Source organism: Mycobacterium sp. RTGN6, from assembly GCF_033804605.1.
Classification (GTDB): domain Bacteria; phylum Actinomycetota; class Actinomycetes; order Mycobacteriales; family Mycobacteriaceae; genus Mycobacterium.
In genome coordinates, this window is the sequence record NZ_JAPZKZ010000012.1 from 92,769 (window position 1) to 113,182 (window position 20,414).

Consider the following 20,414-nt stretch of genomic DNA (forward strand, 5'->3'; position numbering starts at 1 on the left):
CGTCCCCAAGGTGCGGAGCCGATTCGCCGGGCAGCCTGCGACGAACAAGGTGCGTATGTTGCGCTTCTGCGTTCCGCCACCCAGCGATTGGAGCGTGATCACAGTGGATCCCAATCCCGACTACGACATCAGCGACGAGCTCGAGTACGGCGTCAACTGGTTCGCCTGGATCCTACGAGGCGTGTACCCGCCGCCTGCCTATCCGCCGGTTTAGGCCAAACGTCCGAACTTCCCCGAAGTTCGTCCCCCGGGGCCTCAGCTCGACCGCCAGAGTCATAGACAGCGATCCGTGCAGGACGCAACGCGACGTCGGTTTGGCCTACGGGCTCGGCTGACGGGCCTACCGTGTCAACGGATGTGGATGACGCGCCTCGAAATGCGCCAGCCGTCAGCGGTGCGCCGCAGTTCGTCCTCGTAGACGGCGCTGACGACGCTCCCGCCGTCCATGATGCCCAGCCCCTTGGACCGGACACGAACCTCATCTCCAGGACCCTCCGACACGACGATGTTCGTCGTGTGATGAGCTCGCGCGTGCCCGTCGGCACTCAACACAGACGCAATCGCATCCACTCCAACGACGGGATCGAAGCCGAACACGCTACCGTCCCAGATCGCGTCTTCTGTTAGGCATTCGCGGAGGCCTTCGGTGTCGTGATCGTCCATGATGTGGCCCAATAGCGCTAGTGCCCTTGTAATTTCGACTGTGTCGTCGTTCGTGGGTTTCATGTTGCGCCTTCAGCGCGGCTGGCCGGATGAGGTCGCCGGATCACGCTCCGCGGCCGCTCAGCATGGCGAGCACCTCGTCGTATTTGCCGTTGGCCTCTGCGAAGCGCACGAACTTGGCGCGCTCGACGACGAGCTCCTTGGCGTCGGGCTGGGTGCGCAGCTGAGTCAGGGTTTCGGAGAGGAAGTCCTCCACGGGCATGGACGACTCGTCGTCCTGCTGGCCCAGCAGGGTCGTCCGCACACCCGGGGGGGCCACTTCGATGACCTGGACGGAGCTGTCGGCGAGTTGCACGCGCAGGCTCTCGCTGAAGGAGTGCAGCGCGGCCTTGGTCGCGTTGTACGTCGGGGTGATCGGCAGCGGCACGAACGCCAACGCGGAGGTGACGTTCATGATGACGGCGTCGTCATTCTTGATCAGCAGCGGCAAGAAGGCGTATGTCATCCGAATCGTGCCGAGCAAGTTGATCGTGACGTGATCCTCGGCGATCGGCAGGGACTCGGGGTCGAGGAGGTTTTCGGGCAGCATGATCCCGGCGTTGTTGACCAGGACATTGAGTTCCGGATGGCTGGCCGCCACGGTTTCGCTGGCGAGGGCGATCGACTGGGGGTCGGCGACGTCGAGGACGATCGCCTCGATGCCTGGGTGATCAATCACGATCTGGTCGAGCAGTTCCTTGCGCCGGCCGGCGACGATCACCTTGTTACCGGCCTCGTGCAGCTTCACCGCCAACCCGAGCCCGATGCCCGAGGTGCCGCCGGTGATCAGGATGGTGTTGCCGGTGATCTTCATGGTGTTCTCGCCTTCACTGCGGGGGTAAGGTAGGTCGTAAGCGGACAATTGTCCGACCGCCAACGTAACGGACAATTGTCCGTTACGCAAGGTCGATCCGGCCGGGGTTCGGTAGAGGAGAGCGAGTGCAGCACACGACGCAGGCACCCGCGCGCTCGGATGCGCTACAGAATCGTGAGCGCATCCTGGAAGTGGCACTGACGGAGTTGATGCGTTCGGCGGAGGTGCCGCTGAGCACGATCGCAAAGAAGGCTGGTGTCGGGCAGGCCACCTTCTACCGCAACTTCCCCAATCGGGAAGCACTCATCCTCGAGGTGTACGACCACGAGGTCCAACAGGTTTCCGACACCGCGGCAAAACTGCTCATGTCTCGGGCACCCGATCGCGCGTTGCGCGAATGGATGGGTCGCCTCGCCCAGTTCGCCATGGCCAAGGCCGGCCTAGCTGACGCGATGCGCCAGGCCACCTGTAGCCCCGCGACACCGGGACGCGCCGCAGTCACCGCCGCGGCTGAACTCCTACTCCACGCCAACGAGCAAGCCGGCAGCATCCGTCCGGGAGTGAGCACCGAAGACTTCTTCCTCGCCATTGCCGGAATTTGGCAGATCGACCCCGACGAGGACTGGAAACCGCGCCTCACCCGGCTGCTGGACCTCGTCATGGACGGTCTGCGCGCGGGCGCGCCAGCAACCGCTGACGGCTAGCCGCCACGGCCCGAGCGTCGACGTGTCGCGGCCAAACCTCGGTTGACGCGCCAACCATAACCAGCCTGACTTCGGTGGCATTGGTTGCGCCAGGCGAGCTTTCGCGGACTCTTTCCCCAACGACACGGCTCGGATCAGCGTGCCCTCGCACATCGCCAGCCGAGCCCATTGACATGCGGGCGACACCAAGGTAGAGAATTGGACGAATACGCAAGTACGGCCGCTGCAGTGCAGGTCGCGGTCGGCACGGACCCAATAACACCGTGAGGCCCGCTCCCATCCGCTAAGGCGCGACCGTCAACCAGCAATCGTGAACGTAAATCGCCACGCGGATGTCCGGTTCTCACGGCTGCTGGACTTAGCATGATGGGGTGGCGAAGACGGTGAACAATGCGCGATCATCCGATGCAGCCAAGTCGGCCAAACGCGCCAGCAAGCGAGCGCCCGCGGCGCCGAGCGCATCCAACGTGCGTAAGGAACTCGTCGAGAACCAGATGTACGAGACGGCGGTCAAGCTGTTTGCGCAGCGCGGGTTCGCAGGCACGAGTCTTCAGGACATTGCAGACGAGATGGGGATCACCCGGCCCGCGCTCTACTACTACGTAGAGAGCAAGGACGACCTACTGGCCAAGCTCGTCACGGAGATCACCGAGAGCAACACCGCCGAGATCCTCCATCTGGCGACCGACTCCAATCTCGACCCCGTAATGAGGCTTTCCCGAATCGCCTACGTAATGGCGCACAACCGCGCCGTACAGCCCATGCGGTTTCTGTTGTTGGAGCGTTCCGAAGGCGACCTTTCCGATCACCTGTCCAAGATCCACGAGGGAAACAAGCGCACGATGCTGCGCAGCGTCATCGAGCTCATCAAGCAGGGCATCGAGAGCGGGGTGTTCCGTCCGGTCAATCCCCGCTCGGCGGCTCTGGCGGTGATCGGTATGTGCAACTGGGTGGCGTGGTGGTTTCACGAGGACGACCCGTCCACCGCGAAGCAGGTCGCCACCGAAATTGCCGACATGGCGGTCGCCAGCCTCATGCAGCCGTCCGACCGGGTCAACGGCCTGACGGGACCGGGTGCGGCGGTGGCTCTGCTACGTCAGGATCTGGCATATCTGGACCGGCTCCTCGACGAATCCGAGCAGCAGCCCAAGCGGGGACGCAGATAGTTCGCGACCTTGCCCGATGAGGGAATCACACTGCGCCGCAACGCGTTTGGTCAAGCGGCGATCAGGGGATCAGCTCCGCCAATCGTTCGCCGACCATCACGGCAGTCGCGTTCGTGCCGCGAGCGATGATCGTCGGGAATATCGACGTATCGGCGATCCGCAGTCCGGATACGCCCCGGACCAAGCCGTCCTGGTCGACCACGGCAAGCGCATCGGTTTCCGGCCCCATCTTGCAGGTAGAGGTCCCGTGCCCGGGCCCCCACGTGGACAGATGGGAAAGGATCCAGGCGTCGAGTGCGGCGTCGGTGTCGAGATCGTGTGAATCAAGGCCCAGTGCCCTACCGCCGATATCGCGCATCGCATCCGATTCGAAAATCGACGCCGCGACCCTGACCACCTCCCGGTACTGGCCCATGTCACGCGGGTCTGTGAGGAAATTCCAGGAAAGGCCGGGACCGTCGTGTGGGTCGGCCGAGCGCAGGAAGACGCGTCCGCGGCTGTGCTGTTGCATCAGCCGCATGAAGATGAACGGGTTGTGCATCGGGTCATCGTTTCGTGCCCCGGGCGGCGGAGTTTCGTCGATCCCCATCGCCTCGGCCAGAGTCATCACATAGGGCAGGATCTCGACAGAGCCGTCGCTTGCAGGCTCGTGTGACCAGGCCTTCCAGTGCAGTGCCGATGTCATTGCGCCGCGCCCCTTGATTCGGCGGACACGAGGGTCGATACCGTAGCTCAGCACGACGTCGGGGTGGTCAACTAGCTCGGCCCCTACGCCCGGCGAGTCGCAGACGACGGGGATGTCGTGTTCGGAAAGCTGGGCGGCAGGTCCGATTCCGGACAGCATGAGCAGCTGTGGCGTGCGCAGCGCCCCGGCCGCGAGGATGACTTCGCCGGCGTTGACCCGCTGCCGCACGCCGTCGAGCTCGAATTCGACGGCGCAGGCACGACCGCGATCGAACAACACGCGGCCGACCAACGCATCACCGCAGACATCGAGATTGGGTCGCTCCAGATTCGGCAACAGGTAGGCGATCGCGGGGCTGAAGCGCAGGCCGTCGCCGATGTTGTGCGGCACCGGTCCCACCCCTTCGGGTTCATCGCCGTTCTTGTCGAGTTCCTCGGGGTAGCCGAGGCCGACGCAGGCGGCCGTGAAGGCGGCCGTGAACTCCGGCGCTCGGTCTTTGTCCTCCCGCCTGACTGGTATCGGTCCGCCAACGCCGTGCAATTCACCGGTGAAGTCGGCGTCGTGTTCCAGCTTTCGGAAGTAGGGCAGCGTCCGGGCATAGGACCACTTGTCGTTACCCAGCTCTTCCCAGCGATCGAAGTCGGAGCGCCGCCCGCGAATGAAGTAGGCACCGTTGATGGATCCTGACCCACCGATGATTCGCCCGCGGGGGGCGCTCACCTCGACGCCGGGGCGTGATTCGCCGGGAAACGACCAGTTGACAGGGTGCCCGGGGGCCATCGCTGTGTAGTCGCTCGGGTCGAGCACGGTTTGTGGAAAATCCTCCAACGAGCGGGGCGCCGAGCCAGCTTCAAGGACGAGGATGCTGCGGTTCTGCCGTCCGCTGAGTCGGCCGGCCAGAGTTGCACCGGTCGAACCGGCGCCGATGACCACGAGGTCGTAGTTCTTCTTCACTGGATACGTTCGAGTGCGTTCCATCGAACCGAATACCTTTCGTTGAGTGACATCTACTGGCCTACTTGGTTTTTCACGGCGGGGGCGCCAGTTGCTGCAGGAATCCGGCGAAGTCGACGTCGAGCCAGTGCTCTGCGATCTTGCCGTCGCTGACACGGTCAACTGCCGTTCCCGCCATCACCGCCGTGCGTCCGCTCGAGGGGACGCCGAAGAATTCCGCGCGCTGAGTGCACTTCATCATCCAGCGCGTCGCGACCTTGTCGTCCTCAGCGATCTGGTCGAGGATCGTCATGGAGAAATCGGCGAACGCGCCAAACAGTGAGCTATCGGTCTCCAGCCAGCCCGCCCTGTCAAAGGCACCGCCCATGGCGTGGTTCTGCGCGTCCGCCGCGACGTATCGCTCGAAGCTGGCGTGCAGATTCTGCTCGTTGTAGCTGTCGTAGAACTTCCTCGTCACATCCTTCGGGTCGTCCGAAAGTGCCATTGGCTTTCCTCCTCGGGTGCGAAGCGAGTCGTCAAACGCGGCGAACCCGCTCATGAGACGGCGTTTTGGTTCAGGAAGAGACGTTGGTGGGATCGAGCTGACATGCGGGAAAGCCGCTGGCGGCCAACGAGATACCGAGGCCGAGGCCCCGTGAGCACTCGGGGTATGTCCCAGCGCGGGTGCGCGCGATTCTGAGCACGCCGATTACCTCCCATTCCGCGGCGGGCGTCGCCCGCGCGGCTTCCAGAAGCTGTTAGTAACCCCGGTCACACTACGATCGCGCCGACGCTATTGTCAAATACTTTTCCCACTCGTAAGTGAGTCGTCGTCGCTCGCGACAGGTCTGGGCCGTCGGCGATGCCGACCCTCGGGACAGGTGGTGGGTGGCCATCTCGGCCGTGTTGCCCTTCAGCCTGCGGCGCGGATCGTCCCATGGAGGACGCGCTTCACTGACGGGTGTGTGAGCTGCACCGACGCATGCTTCACCGAAGCCGCGTCATCGCCTCCGGCCGGGCGCTGGCCGGGGCGGTCAAGCCCCTACGGTATGCGCCGAAATCTCGTGCGACGAAACAGAGCTTCGAATAAAGGGCTTCAACTCGGCCATGCGTCCCTCGCGAACCTTGTTGGGCCACTCCGGGTCTCCGAGAAGTGCTCGGCCCAGCGCGAGGAGATCGAACTCCCCGCGGTCAAACGCTTCTGCAAGAACATCGAGATTCCCTATCTCAGTGCGCACGTCCGGCAGCATCGTCTCCACGAAATTCTTGTCGAGCCCGACCGATCCGCCGCAGATGACCGGGGCGCCCGTGACCTTCTTCACCCAGCCGGCAAATCCCATGGGCGAGTCGTCGGGGAACGCTGGATACCAGAAGCGCCAGCTTGAAACATTGAACACATCCACGCCCGCTTGCAGAATGGGTGTGATGGCGGCCTCCAGCTCCTGCGGGGTCGGCCATGGCGAAGCGATGAAATCATCGCGCTTGTATTGCGAGACGCGGAACGATATGAGGAAATCGGGCCCCGTTGCCCGGCGGATCGCTTCGACGACCTCCACCGCGAAACGCGACCGCCGTTCAATATCGCCGCCATAGCGGTCGTCCCGTAAATTTCTTTCGGACCAAAGGAATTGATCGATCAGATACCCATGTGCGCCCGCGATGTCGACACCGCTGAAGCCGATCGATTGCGCGTTCACCGCGCTTCGGACGAAAGCCTCGATCACGGCGTCTATTTCGGCCTGGGTGGCCGGCTCGCCAATCTTTTCATCCGCCGGACCCATGCCGGATGGCGATATGTTGGGGACGTCCGGATGCGTGCTCTGCGGCTGTTCGCGCCAGGCGCCCGCGTGCCAAAGCTGCGGAAGGAAGGGAACGCCGGTCGGGATGACCTGCTTCACCACGGCGCCCCAGCCGGCCATGGATTCTTCGCCATACATCGGCGTCAGGCCGGACGGAATGTCCCCCGCCGTCGGATGGTCCACCAGCACCGCGCCCGCCATGAGCAGCCCCACCCCGCCCTCGGCCCGTTTCCTGTAGTGGGCGCCGACGGCGGCGACCTGTTCCTCGTCCCACTGTCCGTGGATTGACATGGGAGACATGACGATACGGTTTCGTAACGTCAGCGCACCAACCTTGTAGGGCGTGAAAAGCGGCGCCAGCTTTTGCGCCAGGTTGTCTGAATTCGAAGTCACGATCCATTACCTCCGGGAGAGTTCTTCATTGCCAGCGGAAGCCGGCGCGCGCACCGAATGTCAGCGGCGCTCCGGAGACCACGAAGTCCATTGAGCGCCTCGATGCGCTCGATGTTTGTTCAGGGCGTCACGCGCGCGCGCCCGTGATCGGGAAGGCGCCCATGACGCCGGTGTCTACCGTGCCCGAGAAGGTATCGCCTTCGACGGCGACGTCGAATTTGAACGTCACCGCCATGGGCACCTTCACCGACGATTTCCAGGTTGCCCGATCACCCTCGATCGAGCCGTCCACCGATGCGGTGCCCATCGGTGTCTTGAGCTTGCCGCTCAGCTTGTCGTTCTCGACCGTGAGTTCGGCAGTCCCCTTCTGCGCGCCCATCGACGAGTTAATTTCGAACTTCCAGGTTCCGGCTATGGTCATTCCGCTCCTTCCACATCTGCCGCGTCGGCAGACCAACGATGATGCAACCGCGGGATCGCGGCGCACGTTCTCACATGCCTCTACCTACGATTGGGACAAACTCCGGGGCGATCAAGTCTTCAATGTTGGCCCAGGGCACCGTGATCACCTTTATCCCCCGGCCGAATTGGTAATCAGGAAAGTGCAGTTCGATGCCCTGCGCAGTGGGAATCCAGTACTTGAAATTGATGTCAACGGGGGCGAGTTGGCCATAGCGCTTCCACTCATCGGGGTGCACAGGCGTATACACGGTCGGCAGAATCGCCGCGGTCTGTTCGGACAGTCGAGCCAGGCCGGCACCCTTGTCGCGGAATAGGTTGTCCCAGGTAATGGGAGTTCCGGTGCGGCCGTCGAACACCGCTGATGTCACGGTATCTCGTCGAACGTTCCGCTCGTCGGCGTCGTATCCACCCACAAAGAGCTCTGAGATCGTCCCCGCGTAAAAGTGCACCGTCCCGGTTGCGTCGAACGTCCATTGGTGCTTCTTTGAGCCCTCCCACGTGTTTTGCCGTACTTGTCGATTCGCCTCTGCGTCAATGCCATCGTTGACGGCGGCGGCGACGTCCGGATTGCCGCCATCGACCCGCTCGTAGTGAACAGTCCAGGTACCCAAGCTATCTGGACTGTTGCCGGTGATCATCGCGGGCACGGCTACATAGGTCTGCTCGTTGGCAGCCGGTTCGGCCCAGGCTGAGTTGACGGACGATAGAGCGATCGGGACCATCGCTGCCGTCATCAGCATCACGCAACGAATGATCTTCATTGCGGCCCTTCCTTCGCGTCGTTGGTGGAGTGCTTCGCTTTGAAAGCTCGGCAGGCAGGGTAACTTCAAGCTATTTGATGTCGACTTTGCTTGCGAGCCAACGGTTGTCGACAAGCTCCATCGTGATCGCAACTCTGCTGCGGTCGATCCGGGGCTCCGGATTGACGGAGTTGATGATCGACTGGTCAATGAAGAGCAGAATTTCTACCTTCGTCTTGCTGCCAGATTTTATGGCCGAATCGACTACCGTGCCCTTGCTCGTGGCTTTGTTGTCGATGAGCAATTGGCGAAGTTGAGCGGCCGACTCGCTGTACATGTCCTTGAATTCGCCCGTGGCGCCATTGAGCACGTCTGTGAAATTCTTGTCGATGCCGTTGGGGTCGATGCTTGTCAAGGTGACGGCGTAGCTTTGCGCCACCGCTAGCGCGGCGTGACCGGCGGCGGCTACGTCGTGTTGTTGTTTGACCTGCCAGCCCAGGAACCCCGACAATCCCAATGCCGCAACGAAAACGAGTCCGACGACCGCTGCGAGGACGCGGCGCAGCCAGCGCCGCACACGCGACGGCTTAGCGGACTCCTCCTCCTCTGGGCCTGGCGACTCGGATGGCTCATCGGTGTCGACTTCTGGTGTGCCGTCTTCCCCGTCGTTCTGGGCAGCGGTCTCGTCTTCTGCCTCGGGCTCCGACTCCACAGCAGCGTCGGTTTCCTCAGTAGCTCGATCCTCGACAGTGTCGGGCTTCTCGTCGCCCGTCTCTTGCTCGTGCAGCTTGTCGAAGACGTCTTCGGAATTCGTTCGTCTCATTATCTTCATGGGCACCTTGATCACTCCTATTCGGGCGGCAGTTTCAGCGGCATCTGAGGCCCACCGTATGGCGTGGGGATTGTGTTGGGGCCCACTGGTGTTGGGTTGGTGACTGCGAGGGGGTCGGCGCCTGGCGGTGGGCCCGAAAGGTCGAACTCATCATTAGGCGGTCGTGGTGCATTGCGGGCGCCGCGGACGAGCACCGACGGGTCCGGGTTGGTGCAGTAGGTATAGAGGTAAGGCTCCGAATAATCAGGCACGCTGGGTGGCCGCCGTGGCAGGTTGTAGTCGCACATGTAGCGCGGGTAGGCGTCAAGGATGGCCCAGCCGGCACCGTCGTGGAATGCGGTTCCGAGGGCTTCAAAACTTGAGCCGCCTGGAAAGGTGAAGAACGCATCGAGCGCCGGAACACGCGAGTACAGCATTTTTGCGGTGGACGGGAGCACACCCAGTAGTTGGGACGTGGCGTCCCTATTGTCGGCGATGACGTTGTCCATGAGCGTCAGCGGCGTTGGCCCGCGCTCGAGCAGCGTCCGAAAACCGCCGTCCATGGCGTTGATGCCCCCGAAGGTGCTGTGCAGGTCCTGCGAGGTGTCTTTTAGACCGGGTGTGACGTCGGCCAGCGTGGTCAACATCACCCGGCTAGTACGGATCGCGCTGACAGTCTCGGGGAGCACCGAGTCGAGAGTCGTGATCAGGAAGGCACCGCCGTCGAGAAGCGCGGCCAGCTTTTCCGGGCCGTCGCGGCTTACTCGCAGCTCATCGGACATCGCGGCAAGCTTTCGCGGATCCATCTGAGCGAGTAGCCCGTCGGCATCACCGAGAAGTCGCGCCAAGGTCACCGGGATCGCCGTCTGTTTCTCGCCGACAATGCTCCCGTTGGTCAAGACGGGACCGCGGTCGTCCACCGGTCGGAAATCCAAATACTGTTCACCTGCGGCCGACAGCGACGAGACGCGGACAGCACTGTTCTGCGGCACTGGCACGTCGGCGTCGATCGCAGCGACCGCTTCCACGCCCGTCGGGGTGAAGCCCAACGATTTGACTCGGCCAATCTGCACTCCGCGCAATGTGACGTCCTGGTTCGGCAAGAGCCCCCCGGACTCTTGCAGAAGCACGCGGACGTCGATCGTGGAGCGTGCGGGGTTGATGCCCAGTGACCCGACCACGATGTAGGTCGTCGCCGCGAGCAGGGCCACCACGAGCCCGCCCACGGATACCGCGACGCGGCGACGCCGCAGCGCGTGGACAGAATCCACGATGAATCGTGCTGCCATTTCTAGCGGGCTAGTCGACATAGTCATCACCGTGGTTGATGCTCCGGTCCGTATATCCGGCTGAGCAAGAGGTTCCATTGATATCTGAAGGAGCCGACGAGGGCATGCCAGTCAGTTCCGTCGGGTCCATGGAACATGGGATCGCCCGGATAGTTCTTGTCGGGCAATGCGCCAAGCGCGATTCGGTTGAGATCCGCGGTGGCGTGGAGATTCGGCCCCCCTGAGAGTTTGATGATGTAGCCCAAGGCCAGATTCCACGCGTTCAGAGTGATGTGGGGGTCGACGCTGATGTCGTTCATCATTGCCGCGGTTCGGTTGAGATCCGCGACCATGCTCCTGGTGTCGGTGCCCTGCAAAGATGGGAACCGGTTGACTTGGCGGGTGATACGAGCGACGGCATCTGTGACGTCGGCGAGCTGCGCAGCGTCGTCCCGGAGGACGCTCGTCGCCGGGGCGAGCGCGGTGAGGGCCTCGTTGAGCGTGTCCTGGCGTGCTGAAAGGTCGGCAGCCAGCTCGGAGGTGCTCCGCAGTGCGCCATCGATCTGAGCCGACCGCGCGTTGAGTCGCGTCAACAGGGTTCTGGAGTGCGCCAGGAGCGTGGCGACTTTCTCGCCCCGTCCGCCGACCGCAGCTCCGGCGCCGTTGACTATCTGCACCAGGCGACGCACGGCACCGCCATTGACCAGCAGCGCCGCCGAGGTGAGCACCTCTTCGATGGTCGGGGCGGCGGAGGTGGAGTCCAGTGGAATCGTGTCGCCGTCACGCAGCAGTGGTGCATCGGGAGTCGGGTTGGGGCCGGGCCGGACCGCAACGAAGATGTCACCGAGCGGTGTGGCCGAACGCAGCTCCGCGGTAGCACCGACATGCAACGCGACATCGGTGCTGATCTTCATGGTGACCAGCGCGGTGAAGTTCTGCGCCCGGATCGATTCGACCTCACCGACGTTGGCGCCGTTGAGTTTCACCTTGGCCTGGGACGGCAGATTCAACGCATTCGAGAAGGCGGCAGTCAACGAGATACTGTCGCCCTTCTGGCTCGGCGCCGGCAGCGGCATACTCTGCAACCCGGTTGCGCATCCGGCGAGAAGCGCGCTCAACCCCACGGCCACCACACCGCGCCAGCCGCGACGGACATGGCTTGCGCCGCACCGCATCACGGGACGCCCGCCATCGTCTTGAGCATGCCTGTCACGCCTTCGAGCCAGAACGTCGCGCCGAAGTCCGGTGAGTAGTCGGAAATGGTGCCGGTTGCACATCCCAAGTCCTTGATTCCTGCGAGATTGCACACTTCCTTCGTCAACTGCGAATCCAAGAGCACCTTGGCCGGATCTATGTGCGCACGGATAGCGCCGGCGTTCTGATCGGCGACGTTGTAGATGTTGGAGGCCAGCATTGGGAGAAGGTCGAGTGTTTCTGCTATGTCGCGGCGATGGTCGTTGGCGGCAGTGGCGAGCGTCGTGACGTCGGTGAGGGTGCTCTTCAACCCGTCGCGGTTCTTCTCGAGCAGCGACACCGCTTGATCGAGTATCTGGTTGACTTTCGCCCCGGTCGTGCCGGCGCCCAGATTCTCGTCGGCCAAGATATCGCTGAGCTGGCGGACGTGCGAACCGAATTCGCGTATCGTCGCGTCGTTGTCAGCGGCCGCTTGCGTCAACTCCGCGAGATTGGCCGCGACCGCCTGGATGGTCTTCTTGGTGTCGGCGCCGTTGTCAGCGCCAAGACGTAGCGCTTGAGACAGTTCGTCCAGCGTCGCTTTGATGTCCGGCCCACTGCCGGAAGCGATCTGGTCGCCAATGTTGACGAGATCGGCTAGCGGGCCCTGCCCGTGGCCATCACCACCCAGGGAGTTGGCCAGTTTGTCCACCATCGCCAGTGTGCGGTCGAACTCGACCGGTGTGCGAGTTCGCGTCAAACCCAAGACATCCCCGTTCTGCAACTTCGGTCCGTCGCGGTAAACCGGGGTCAGTTCGATGTGTCGGTCGGTCAGAATCGAGGTCGACACGGTTACGGCTTGAACATCGGCGGGTACGTCGACGCCCTTGTCGAGCTCAATTTTCACTTCGACATAGCTGGCCTTGGGGACGATGCTGGTCACCTTGCCCACTGGCATGCCCAATACCGATACGGCGTTGCCTTCATAGAGTCCGATGCTGTCCTCGAACTGCGCAGTGATGGCGAGCTTCTGGTCGTCGCCGCGTGGAATCAGGGCGAAGGCCGCGACGCACAGTCCTGCAAAGAGCAACGCCACGATGGTTAGTACAAGCTTGCGGCTCATGGCGTTCCCCGTCCATCTGGCGGCGGCCACCCAGGAAATGGATCCGCAGCTGGTTGGCAGTCCGTGAAGTACGGCTGCAGATTGAACTGCTTGGCACGAGCGCTGAGCGCACACATCCACGAGTCGATCAGCGGCCCCGACGGGACATTGGCGTCGAGCGCTGTACCGGAGCCACTTGCATTGGCAAACGCCCGCATGTCGATCGCCATGACCTGCATCGTCTGGCGCACCAACTCGTCATGTTCGGCGATCATGCGAGAGAAATCCCTTGAGCTAGCGATCATTTCGTTGATGGCCGGCTCGTCGTCGAGGACGCTCTTGATCCTGTTGACCAACGCAGTGGCGTTGGTCAAGAGTCCCTGCACCGCGGCGCGCCGGGTGGTGATCTCCGCCAGCAGGGCACGACCCTGCTGCACGAGGGAGCCGAGATTGGCCTTCTGGTTGCGGATCATCGTCGTGATGGTGTCGACACTGCTGAGCAGGGAGCCGATTTGATCGCGCCGACCCGAAATGATGGCGGCGAGCGATTTGATGTTGTCCAAAGCCTCCGGTAGAGCTTCGGGTACGCCGGTTAGTCCGCCGGCCAATGTGGTCAGTGAATCGGCAATGCGATCGCCATCAACCTGCTCGAACGTGGTGGTGGCGTCGGCAACGGCCTTCTGCAAATCGTAGGGAACCGACGTGTTCGCCATGCCGATCGTGTTGTGGTCCAGGTCGCCGTCGCCGGCCGGGGACAACTCGAGATAACGAGATCCCAGTAGGGTCGTCAGCTTGATCGCGGCCTGCGTGTCACGGCCAAGGCGAACGTCGTCGCTCACCTTGAAACTGACGACGACATGGTCACCGGCTAACTCGACACCTTTGACAGCACCCACGGAGATTCCGGCGACAGTGACTTGGTCGCCCGGGCGGATCTGGGCAGCCTGGGCGAATTCGCCCCGAAAACCCGTCTGACCCAACGAAAGTCGACCGATCCCGACGACGACCGCCACCACCGCCACGATGACACCCACCGAGATGGCGCCGAGCACTATCTTGTTGTATCCCTCTAGCGGGCGTTTTGCGCGGATGGGCATCGTCTTACCTGCAAATCGCTGAGTGTTGGAGGACATTGCCTGGCGACGCCATTCGAACGATCGCGGGAATCATCCGCGAGAGGAACGCGAAGATCGAAACGTCGGCGTCGCATGCATAGCCATTGACGTAGGCCCCAGACTGGGTAGCTCGGGCGACGCCTTTGAGGGAGAGGAGCAAGTTCGCCCCCATGTACGAGAAGCGCTCCCGCGCAGGACCAGTAACCCACGCAGCGAATCCGGGTTGGCGGTTGATCAATTGTTCCAAATCGGGATAGATGTTGTTGGTGATGGTCGCCAACCGTCCCACCGCGGCACTCGCGGAACCCGCTGACGCGACCAATTGGTCACGCCGGTCCCCAAGGATGACCATCGCATCGCGGGTCTGACTGATCACGGCCTGCAGGTTGGTGTTCTGCTCGGCGAGGTTGGTCGCCACCTTGTTGAGGTTCGTGATGACCTCACCGAGGATCTCATCGGGTCCGGCGAATTGTTCGGCAAGCGCCGAGGTTTGGGTGATGACTGCCAGGACCGACCCGGAATCCCCCTGCAGCGCTTGGATTATTCCGTTCGTCAGGTTGTCCATCTGCTGCGGATCCAGCACCGTGAACAGCGGCTCGAACCCGTTGAACAGATAGGCGATGTCAAATGACGGTCTGGTGTGGTCCACGGAGATCTGGCCACCGCTGGCCAGCATTGTGCGCTCGCGAGACGTCCCCGGTGACAGGCCGAGGTATCGCTGTCCGATGATGTTCTGGTACGTCACCGATGCGATGGTGTCGTTGTAGACGTCTTGTCCTCGCTGCACCCGGAACGTGACTTTGGCCAGGGTGCCCTCGAGGGCGACGCCATCGACGCGTCCTACGCGAACTCCGGCAACCCGAACATCATCGCCGGCGTGCAATCCGGAGACGTCGGTGAACACCGCCGAATAGGTGTTCGTCGGACCCCCAACCTCACGGCGAAGCGTGACCAACACCATCCACGTTGTCACGATCGCGACCACGAGGAACAGGCTTAGGCCGATCACCGATTTGCGGTATTTCACGGAGTACCCCCTGGGTCCGGCCCGAGAACCACCGTCGTTCCGCGCGCCAGCGGCCCTAACAGCAACTCAGTGGCCGAGTTCGCTTGCCCGCCAACGAGAACGCCGAGCTGGTCCTTCTCCTGAGGGCTACCGACGGGGCCGACGTTACCGCCGATGATCGCCGATTGCGGTTGAACGGGCAGTTGCGCAGCCGGTTGAGGCGGCGTTTCGGACTGGTCGGGTAGCGGGAGTTCGGCCGGAAGTAGCGGTGGTGGCGGCACTTCGGGCGCTGGCGGCGCTTCGGGCGGTGGCGGCGGGCCAGAATCGGCCTGCGGTGGCAATACCGAACCGCGCGGAGGCGCCAAGTTGGGACGATTTTCCGAAACGCCCGGGGGCATCGGGAGCCCTCGAGACTCCAACGCCGACGAAAGGCTTGGAGCGACGGGCACCTCGGGCGCCGTCTTGCAACTTGGACTCTCCAATGCACCGTAGCGTGCGCAATCCGCGCGCACGTAGGTCCGCGTGGGGGTCAACGAGATAGTCCCCTTGAGGAAGAACATGTTGATGTCGTCGTGCCAGACGTTCCTCAAGGCGTCATATGCGAAGCTCTCGAACCGACCAGCGGTCGTATGAAACTGATCGGCGCGGTCGGCGACGACACCGAGGAACGGCGTCATCTGGGTGGTGATGTTGATCAGCCGGTCAGTCTGTTTGTCGAAGCCATCGCCGAGCGTTGCGAGGGTCCTCTGCCCGGCCGACAAGAAGTCGGTCAACTCGGCTCGCTTCTCGGCGAGCGTCCGCATCGGCTTCACCGCGCTGTTGAGTGCGTCGAAAAGCTCGGGGTCGGCCTCGCGCAGTCCGTTCGCCGCGTCGGCGAGAGCCGAAATGGTGGATGGGCCCGTATCGGTACCCACGACGGAATTCAACTGCACGACAATCTTATTCAGATCCCGTCCGGCGTCCTCAAGTCGATCTCCGCGACCCTCGGTGGCTTCACCCAGTGCCGTCACCCATCCGATGTTGTCGACCGACGGCTCACGACCGAACGCGGCTAGCACCGCGCGGAGTTTGGTCAACAAGGTCTGGTACAGGACCGTGGGCAGTTTCTGGTCCTCGGGGATGACCGCGCCGGCTTGCAGTGGCGCCGAACCGTTCCCGTTGTCCACCAGCTGCACAGACGACACCGCGAAGACATTGGACGGGACCACCCGCGCGGTCACGTTGTTCGGGATACCCGAGGCGTATGCGGGCTTGAGGTCGATATGGACAACACTGGGTTGCTCTGCCTGGCCCGCTACGACATCGGAGACCGACCCGACCAATACCCCTCGAAACTTGACGTCCGACTTGGCCGGCAGACCATCACCCACGTCAACCATTTCGGCGCTCACCCGCACGAATGGGTCGAGCTTGCCCTGGTATTTCGCGATCAACACCATCGCGATGGCAGATGCTATTAGCAGGAATGACACGCCGGCGATGAGGAGCCGGCCATCTGACGGACCTCGGGTCTCGTAGTCGAAGGAGTTCGGCATCGACTATCCGCCAAACCTAGCGCCGGCGTCGACGCCCCACATTGCCATCGTCAGCAACGCGTTCAAGATGATGACGGCGGTGATGCTCGCGCGCATCGCATGCCCGGCCGCTACCCCAACGCCCTCGGGCCCGCCGGATGCGAAAAATCCGTAATAGCACTGAACCGCCGCAGCTGCGAAAACGAAAACGATGGCTTTTATCGTCGCGTAGCCAACGTCTCTGGCGCTGCTGAATAAGGCGAAATAATGTATGTACGTGCCCGGAGACGTATCTCCGATAATGCCGATCACGACCCACGCCGACATATATGCCACCGCCAAGCACAACAGAAGCAGGGGAATGGCCGCAGTGACTGATGCCAGCACACGTGTCGTCACGAGATAGGGAATGGGCTTGATGGCCATCGCCTCGATCGCGTCAATCTCCTCGGAGATGCGCATTGCGCCTAACTGCGCGGTGAAGCGACACCCAGCCTGCGTGATGAACGCGAGGGCGACCATGATCGGCACCAGTTCACGTGTCGATCCCCACGAAGACAGCATTCCCACCGCCGGACCCATACCCAGCAGATTCAGGGTGTTGTAGCCCTCTACGGCCAGCAGCGCTCCGGCGCTGATACCCAACACCAATGCGACACCTATCGTGCCGCCACCGACCACGATCGATCCGTTACCCCATGCAATGTCCGAAAGAGTGCGGAAGAATTCCCGGCGGTAGCGGCTGAGCATGGTTGGGATCGATGCCAGTAGTCGGCCGAAGAAATAAAGGATATGGCCGGCCTTGGCCACCGTTAATCCGCCGGTACGTGCCCCTCGAACGAACGGGCCGGTGCCGGGAACGCGGTACTGGGTAGCAGTCATGGCTAGAAACTCGTTTTCGGGAAGACGATTATGTAGAGCTGACTCATGACGACGTTGACGACCATCAGCAGCAGGATCGCTTCGACCACCGCGGCATTCACCGAATTCGCCACCCCAGCGGGACCGCCCCGGGTAGCCAGGCCCTTTTGGCAGGCGACAGTGGCCACGATCGCGCCGAAGACGATCGCCTTGGTCAAAGCAAGTACGAGATCGCCGACGTTGGCGAATGAGGCGAAGGTGGCCAGAAATGAGCCGGGCGTACCGTTCTGCATGTACACGTTGAATAGGTAGCCCACGACGAAGCCGGCCCAGGTCGCCAATCCCGTCAACGCGACCCCCACTACGATCACCGCTGCGAACCGGGGAACCACGAGGCGTCTTATCGCCGAAACGCCCATTACTTCCATCGCGTCGATTTCCTCGCGCATCGTCCGCGAGCCCAAATCAGCGCTGACGGCCGAGCCAACGGCCGCCGCGAGCAGAATGGCCGCCACCAAGGGAGCGCCCTGGCGGATCACCACCAGTCCATTCGCAGCGCCGGCCAACGACTCCGCGCCGACTTGCCCGGCAAGCACAGCGAACTGGATGGACAAAACGACGCACACGGGAATTGTCACCAAGAGGGTGGGAACGACCGCGGTCCCGGCCATGAACGCCGCCTGCTTGACGAACTCCCGCATCTGGAATCGGCCGGTGAAGACGTCGATGAAGAAGTACTGAATGGTGCGCACGCCCAAGACGACTTGACCACCCACCGTGCTGAGCGACAGCAACGGATGCGACTGGACGTACCGCTGGCCCCACTGGCCAATCTCTTGGATCGCCGAACGCTCTTCGATCGCCGAACGCTCGTAGTCTTCGGACTGCGCCGGCCGGGTGGAAGTGGTGGTCAACGATCCCTCCTAGCAACGAGATCGAGGGCACCGACTAGCGGTCCCGCGCTCAGTACTTCGGCGTACGACTTGGCGGTCATGGCAAACGGATCCTCAATGTCGACTTCCCGGCATGTCACCGCATCGGACGAGGATGCGCTGTAACAAAAGTGTTAGGACGCGCCCGTTCAACCTGATACAGAACCCGGGCTGAAGCCGCTGCCGTACTGGCTTACGGGACTGGTTGTCGTAGCACGCGGGGCGATGCGGGCAGTGTTGGATGTGGCGCAGCTCCAGGTCGGTGACACCACGCCACTCCAGATCAGGATCAGCTCGTTCTTGGTCTGGCTGCTGCGCGACGTGTCTGACAAGAACCGCTGTGCCATAACCGATGCCCTCTCTGTAGGTTCCCAGTGCGCGAAGAAATGTTCTCCCAGGAGAGACTGAATGTCAAGAGGCACTGAGTGTATGAATGGAGAGACCGAACGCGTGCGACCAGGGAGGGTTGGGCGAAGCCGCGTGGGGGTCGGGACGTAGGTGCCGGATGCGGCGACTCCACGGAGGGGGCCGTATCGCGCAACCCAAGCGGGAGATTCCATCCAGCCGGCAGCAGGCGGCGGCGACTCTAGCGCCTATGCCGCAGCCGCCCGTGCCAATTGCCACTGGAGGTCAACTGATACTGTATTCCATGTGGGACTGTTAGAGCGCAAGCGGGAACAGATGCGTGCCAGCATCATCCAAGCGGCAACCGAGCTCTTCACCGAGCAGGGCTACGAGTCGACGACAATCGATGACATCGTTGACCGAGCGAACTACTCGCGGAGCACGTTCTTCCGCCACTTCGGCGCAAAAGAGGACGTGCTATTCGGCGACCTTCCCGAACATCTCGTGGCGATGATCGAGGGCTTGCGCGAGCTCGAAGACACGGGAGATTTCATAGGTTCAGTCCGTGAGACGTACCGCCACGCACTCGAGGCGGTACTGGTAACGCCAGAGCTTGCCACCGAAGTTGTTGCGCTGTGGTTCAGCGTGCCCGCTCTTCAACGGCGTTACGCCGAATCCGTGCTACAGGCCGAACGGCTGCTAACCGACATATTCGCCGAACGCATGGGCCAAGATCCGGACACATGCATCGAAGCCCAAGTCATCGCGGTAGCCATTATCGGGGTTGCGCGGGCGGCGCTGATGGCTCGGCTATCGGAGAGCCACAGCGTCGTCGAGGTGTTGGACCGCGGCTTCGATCTCATCGAGTCTGGGACACGTGGATCGTCGTTGCTCACGTCGACGGAGCACAAACATCGACAGCAGAACCGCGCCGATTGATCCACCGTAGCCAGGTGATCAAACCCCGTTGGCCTCGGTTGTCGCTTGGTCTCCAGGCTCGGCCACCACGGTGTTCTCCAGGTGTCCGAGGCCATCGACCGCGACGCGGACGACGTCCCCGATCCCCAGGTAACGCTCCGAGGCAGCGCCGACCCCGGCGGGCGTGCCCGTCGCGATGACGTCCCCTGGCAGCAGAGTGCACACTTCCGAGCACATCGAGACGATCTCGCATGCGCCGTGCAGCTGGTCGGCGAAGCGGCCGTCCTGACGCAGCTCGCCGTTGACCCACGTGCGGATGCGAAGTCCGTCCTCGTCGACCTCGTCGGCGGACGTGACCCACGGTCCAAGCGGGCCGTGGGTTTCGAAGCTCTTGCCGAGCCAGATCTGAGCTGTCTCGAACTGCCACTCCCGTACCGAGACGTCGTTCGCGACGACGTAGCCGGCGATCGCCTCGCGCGCCTGACTGCGGGACGCGCGCCGAAGCCGGCGGCCGATGACCAGCGCCACCTCCCCCTCGTAGTCGAGCGTGGTGGCATCGGCGGGCTTCCAGATCGGGCCATAGGGCTCCTGCACACAGGTGGTCTGCTTGTTGAACAGTTGTGGCCAGCGCGGGTCCGGATAGGCCTCGTGAAGGAGCCGGTTGGTGGCCATGCGCGCCGCGCGAGCCGGTGAGATCGGTTCGGTAGCGGCCTCGGCGACGTGCGCCGCCGAATTGAAGCCCACCGCAAGGTATTTCGACGGATGAGGAAGCGGTGCGAGCACGCGGACCTCGGTGAGGGGGATCGTCGCCGTCGCCCTCCGCGCGGCGCGACGGGCGGCTTCCGTGGCGTCGGGATCGCCGGCGATGATCGCGACGATGTCGTCTGGACCGTCGATCGGGGCGATGACGTCGCCGAGCACCACTCCGGCCGCGGGACGCCCGTCAGTGCGATATCGGAGAAGGCGCACGG

20 protein-coding genes and 1 pseudogene are annotated in these 20,414 nt (G+C 62.8%); 4 read left to right on the top strand and 17 right to left on the bottom strand.

Going from position 1 to position 20,414, the window contains the following annotated elements; genetic code table 11:
• Positions 1-106: 106 nt before the first annotated feature.
• Positions 107-214, top strand: a pseudogene (locus SLQ33_RS26895) (CAP domain-containing protein); the annotation flags it as partial.
• A gap of 134 nt (positions 215-348) precedes the next feature.
• On the opposite strand, the gene SLQ33_RS26900 reads toward SLQ33_RS26895, so the two are convergent.
• Together SLQ33_RS26900 and SLQ33_RS26905 are read right to left on the bottom strand one after the other, a co-directional pair.
• A complete protein-coding gene (locus SLQ33_RS26900; RefSeq protein ID WP_319456959.1) occupies positions 349-726 on the bottom strand; it encodes a nuclear transport factor 2 family protein in 378 nt (125 codons plus the stop codon).
• Between the two features lie 40 nt (positions 727-766).
• Positions 767-1,516, bottom strand: a complete 750-nt coding sequence (locus SLQ33_RS26905; RefSeq protein ID WP_319456960.1) for an SDR family oxidoreductase — start codon at positions 1,514-1,516, stop codon at positions 767-769.
• A gap of 125 nt (positions 1,517-1,641) precedes the next feature.
• On the opposite strand from SLQ33_RS26905, the gene SLQ33_RS26910 reads away from it, so the two are divergent.
• Positions 1,642-2,220, top strand: a complete 579-nt coding sequence (locus SLQ33_RS26910) for a TetR/AcrR family transcriptional regulator (RefSeq protein ID WP_319456961.1) — start codon at positions 1,642-1,644, stop codon at positions 2,218-2,220.
• A 371-nt stretch (positions 2,221-2,591) separates the two neighbouring features.
• Positions 2,592-3,386: a TetR/AcrR family transcriptional regulator gene (locus SLQ33_RS26915; protein ID WP_319456962.1), complete on the top strand. Its 795-nt coding sequence runs from the start codon at positions 2,592-2,594 to the stop codon at positions 3,384-3,386.
• A gap of 61 nt (positions 3,387-3,447) precedes the next feature.
• Here the strand turns inward: SLQ33_RS26915 and mftG are convergent, their stop codons facing one another.
• The 14 genes from mftG to SLQ33_RS26985 all read right to left on the bottom strand — a co-directional run bounded on the left by mftG (position 3,448) and on the right by SLQ33_RS26985 (position 18,108).
• Positions 3,448-5,049: a mycofactocin system GMC family oxidoreductase MftG gene (gene mftG, locus SLQ33_RS26920; RefSeq protein WP_319456963.1), complete on the bottom strand. Its 1,602-nt coding sequence runs from the start codon at positions 5,047-5,049 to the stop codon at positions 3,448-3,450.
• Between the two features lie 49 nt (positions 5,050-5,098).
• Entirely contained in the window at positions 5,099-5,563 is a 465-nt protein-coding gene (locus SLQ33_RS26925; RefSeq protein WP_319456964.1) for an ester cyclase, read from the bottom strand.
• A 475-nt stretch (positions 5,564-6,038) separates the two neighbouring features.
• Positions 6,039-7,196 (bottom strand): 12-oxophytodienoate reductase, encoded by a 1,158-nt coding sequence (locus tag SLQ33_RS26930; RefSeq protein WP_319456965.1) that lies wholly within the window; start codon positions 7,194-7,196, stop codon positions 6,039-6,041.
• A 127-nt stretch (positions 7,197-7,323) separates the two neighbouring features.
• Complete coding sequence (locus tag SLQ33_RS26935; RefSeq protein ID WP_319456966.1) at positions 7,324-7,575, bottom strand: hypothetical protein; 252 nt, start codon at positions 7,573-7,575, stop codon at positions 7,324-7,326.
• A gap of 112 nt (positions 7,576-7,687) precedes the next feature.
• Positions 7,688-8,419 (bottom strand): DUF3298 domain-containing protein, encoded by a 732-nt coding sequence (locus SLQ33_RS26940; RefSeq protein ID WP_319456967.1) that lies wholly within the window; start codon positions 8,417-8,419, stop codon positions 7,688-7,690.
• A 70-nt stretch (positions 8,420-8,489) separates the two neighbouring features.
• The gene (locus tag SLQ33_RS26945; protein ID WP_319457098.1) at positions 8,490-9,230 is read right to left on the bottom strand and encodes a DUF3329 domain-containing protein; all 741 of its coding nucleotides are present in this window, start codon (positions 9,228-9,230) and stop codon (positions 8,490-8,492) included.
• A 17-nt stretch (positions 9,231-9,247) separates the two neighbouring features.
• Entirely contained in the window at positions 9,248-10,480 is a 1,233-nt protein-coding gene (locus tag SLQ33_RS26950) for an MlaD family protein (protein ID WP_319456968.1), read from the bottom strand.
• Between the two features lie 44 nt (positions 10,481-10,524).
• Positions 10,525-11,652, bottom strand: coding sequence for an MCE family protein (locus SLQ33_RS26955; RefSeq protein WP_319456969.1), 1,128 nt, complete (start codon positions 11,650-11,652; stop codon positions 10,525-10,527).
• Positions 11,652-12,773 (bottom strand): MCE family protein, encoded by a 1,122-nt coding sequence (locus SLQ33_RS26960; RefSeq protein ID WP_319456970.1) that lies wholly within the window; start codon positions 12,771-12,773, stop codon positions 11,652-11,654. Before SLQ33_RS26960 ends, SLQ33_RS26955 begins: the two co-directional genes overlap by 1 nt.
• The gene (locus tag SLQ33_RS26965; protein ID WP_319456971.1) at positions 12,770-13,849 is read right to left on the bottom strand and encodes an MCE family protein; all 1,080 of its coding nucleotides are present in this window, start codon (positions 13,847-13,849) and stop codon (positions 12,770-12,772) included. Before SLQ33_RS26965 ends, SLQ33_RS26960 begins: the two co-directional genes overlap by 4 nt.
• Positions 13,850-13,853: 4 nt before the next feature.
• Positions 13,854-14,894, bottom strand: a complete 1,041-nt coding sequence (locus SLQ33_RS26970; RefSeq protein WP_319456972.1) for an MCE family protein — start codon at positions 14,892-14,894, stop codon at positions 13,854-13,856.
• Complete coding sequence (locus tag SLQ33_RS26975) at positions 14,891-16,408, bottom strand: MlaD family protein (protein ID WP_319456973.1); 1,518 nt, start codon at positions 16,406-16,408, stop codon at positions 14,891-14,893. Before SLQ33_RS26975 ends, SLQ33_RS26970 begins: the two co-directional genes overlap by 4 nt.
• A gap of 3 nt (positions 16,409-16,411) precedes the next feature.
• On the bottom strand, positions 16,412-17,269 hold the full coding sequence (locus SLQ33_RS26980; RefSeq protein WP_319456974.1) for an ABC transporter permease: 858 nt from the start codon (positions 17,267-17,269) through the stop codon (positions 16,412-16,414).
• Between the two features lie 2 nt (positions 17,270-17,271).
• Positions 17,272-18,108, bottom strand: coding sequence for an ABC transporter permease (locus tag SLQ33_RS26985; RefSeq protein ID WP_319457099.1), 837 nt, complete (start codon positions 18,106-18,108; stop codon positions 17,272-17,274).
• Positions 18,109-18,831: 723 nt separating this feature from the next.
• On the opposite strand from SLQ33_RS26985, the gene SLQ33_RS26990 reads away from it, so the two are divergent.
• Positions 18,832-19,464: a TetR/AcrR family transcriptional regulator gene (locus tag SLQ33_RS26990; protein ID WP_319456975.1), complete on the top strand. Its 633-nt coding sequence runs from the start codon at positions 18,832-18,834 to the stop codon at positions 19,462-19,464.
• Positions 19,465-19,482: 18 nt separating this feature from the next.
• On the opposite strand, the gene SLQ33_RS26995 is transcribed toward SLQ33_RS26990, so the two are convergent.
• Positions 19,483-20,412 (bottom strand): fumarylacetoacetate hydrolase family protein, encoded by a 930-nt coding sequence (locus SLQ33_RS26995; RefSeq protein ID WP_319456976.1) that lies wholly within the window; start codon positions 20,410-20,412, stop codon positions 19,483-19,485.
• Positions 20,413-20,414 lie beyond the last annotated feature (2 nt).

Excerpts from the sequence above, each read along its gene's own strand:
- SLQ33_RS26960 (WP_319456970.1), bottom strand. The coding sequence starts at position 12,773 with ATGAGCCGCAAGCTTGTACTAACCATCGTGGCGTTGCTCTTTGCAGGA.
- SLQ33_RS26935 (WP_319456966.1), bottom strand. The coding sequence starts at position 7,575 with ATGGGCGCGCAGAAGGGGACTGCCGAACTCACGGTCGAGAACGACAAG.
- SLQ33_RS26940 (WP_319456967.1), bottom strand. The coding sequence starts at position 8,419 with ATGAAGATCATTCGTTGCGTGATGCTGATGACGGCAGCGATGGTCCCG.
- SLQ33_RS26975 (WP_319456973.1), bottom strand. The coding sequence starts at position 16,408 with ATGCCGAACTCCTTCGACTACGAGACCCGAGGTCCGTCAGATGGCCGG.
- SLQ33_RS26925 (WP_319456964.1), bottom strand. The coding sequence starts at position 5,563 with ATGAGCGGGTTCGCCGCGTTTGACGACTCGCTTCGCACCCGAGGAGGA.
- SLQ33_RS26965 (WP_319456971.1), bottom strand. The coding sequence starts at position 13,849 with ATGCCCATCCGCGCAAAACGCCCGCTAGAGGGATACAACAAGATAGTG.
- SLQ33_RS26980 (WP_319456974.1), bottom strand. The coding sequence starts at position 17,269 with ATGACTGCTACCCAGTACCGCGTTCCCGGCACCGGCCCGTTCGTTCGA.
- SLQ33_RS26945 (WP_319457098.1), bottom strand. The coding sequence starts at position 9,230 with ATGAAGATAATGAGACGAACGAATTCCGAAGACGTCTTCGACAAGCTG.
- SLQ33_RS26955 (WP_319456969.1), bottom strand. The coding sequence starts at position 11,652 with ATGCGGTGCGGCGCAAGCCATGTCCGTCGCGGCTGGCGCGGTGTGGTG.
- SLQ33_RS26905 (WP_319456960.1), bottom strand. The coding sequence starts at position 1,516 with ATGAAGATCACCGGCAACACCATCCTGATCACCGGCGGCACCTCGGGC.
- SLQ33_RS26900 (WP_319456959.1), bottom strand. The coding sequence starts at position 726 with ATGAAACCCACGAACGACGACACAGTCGAAATTACAAGGGCACTAGCG.
- mftG (WP_319456963.1), bottom strand. The coding sequence starts at position 5,049 with ATGGAACGCACTCGAACGTATCCAGTGAAGAAGAACTACGACCTCGTG.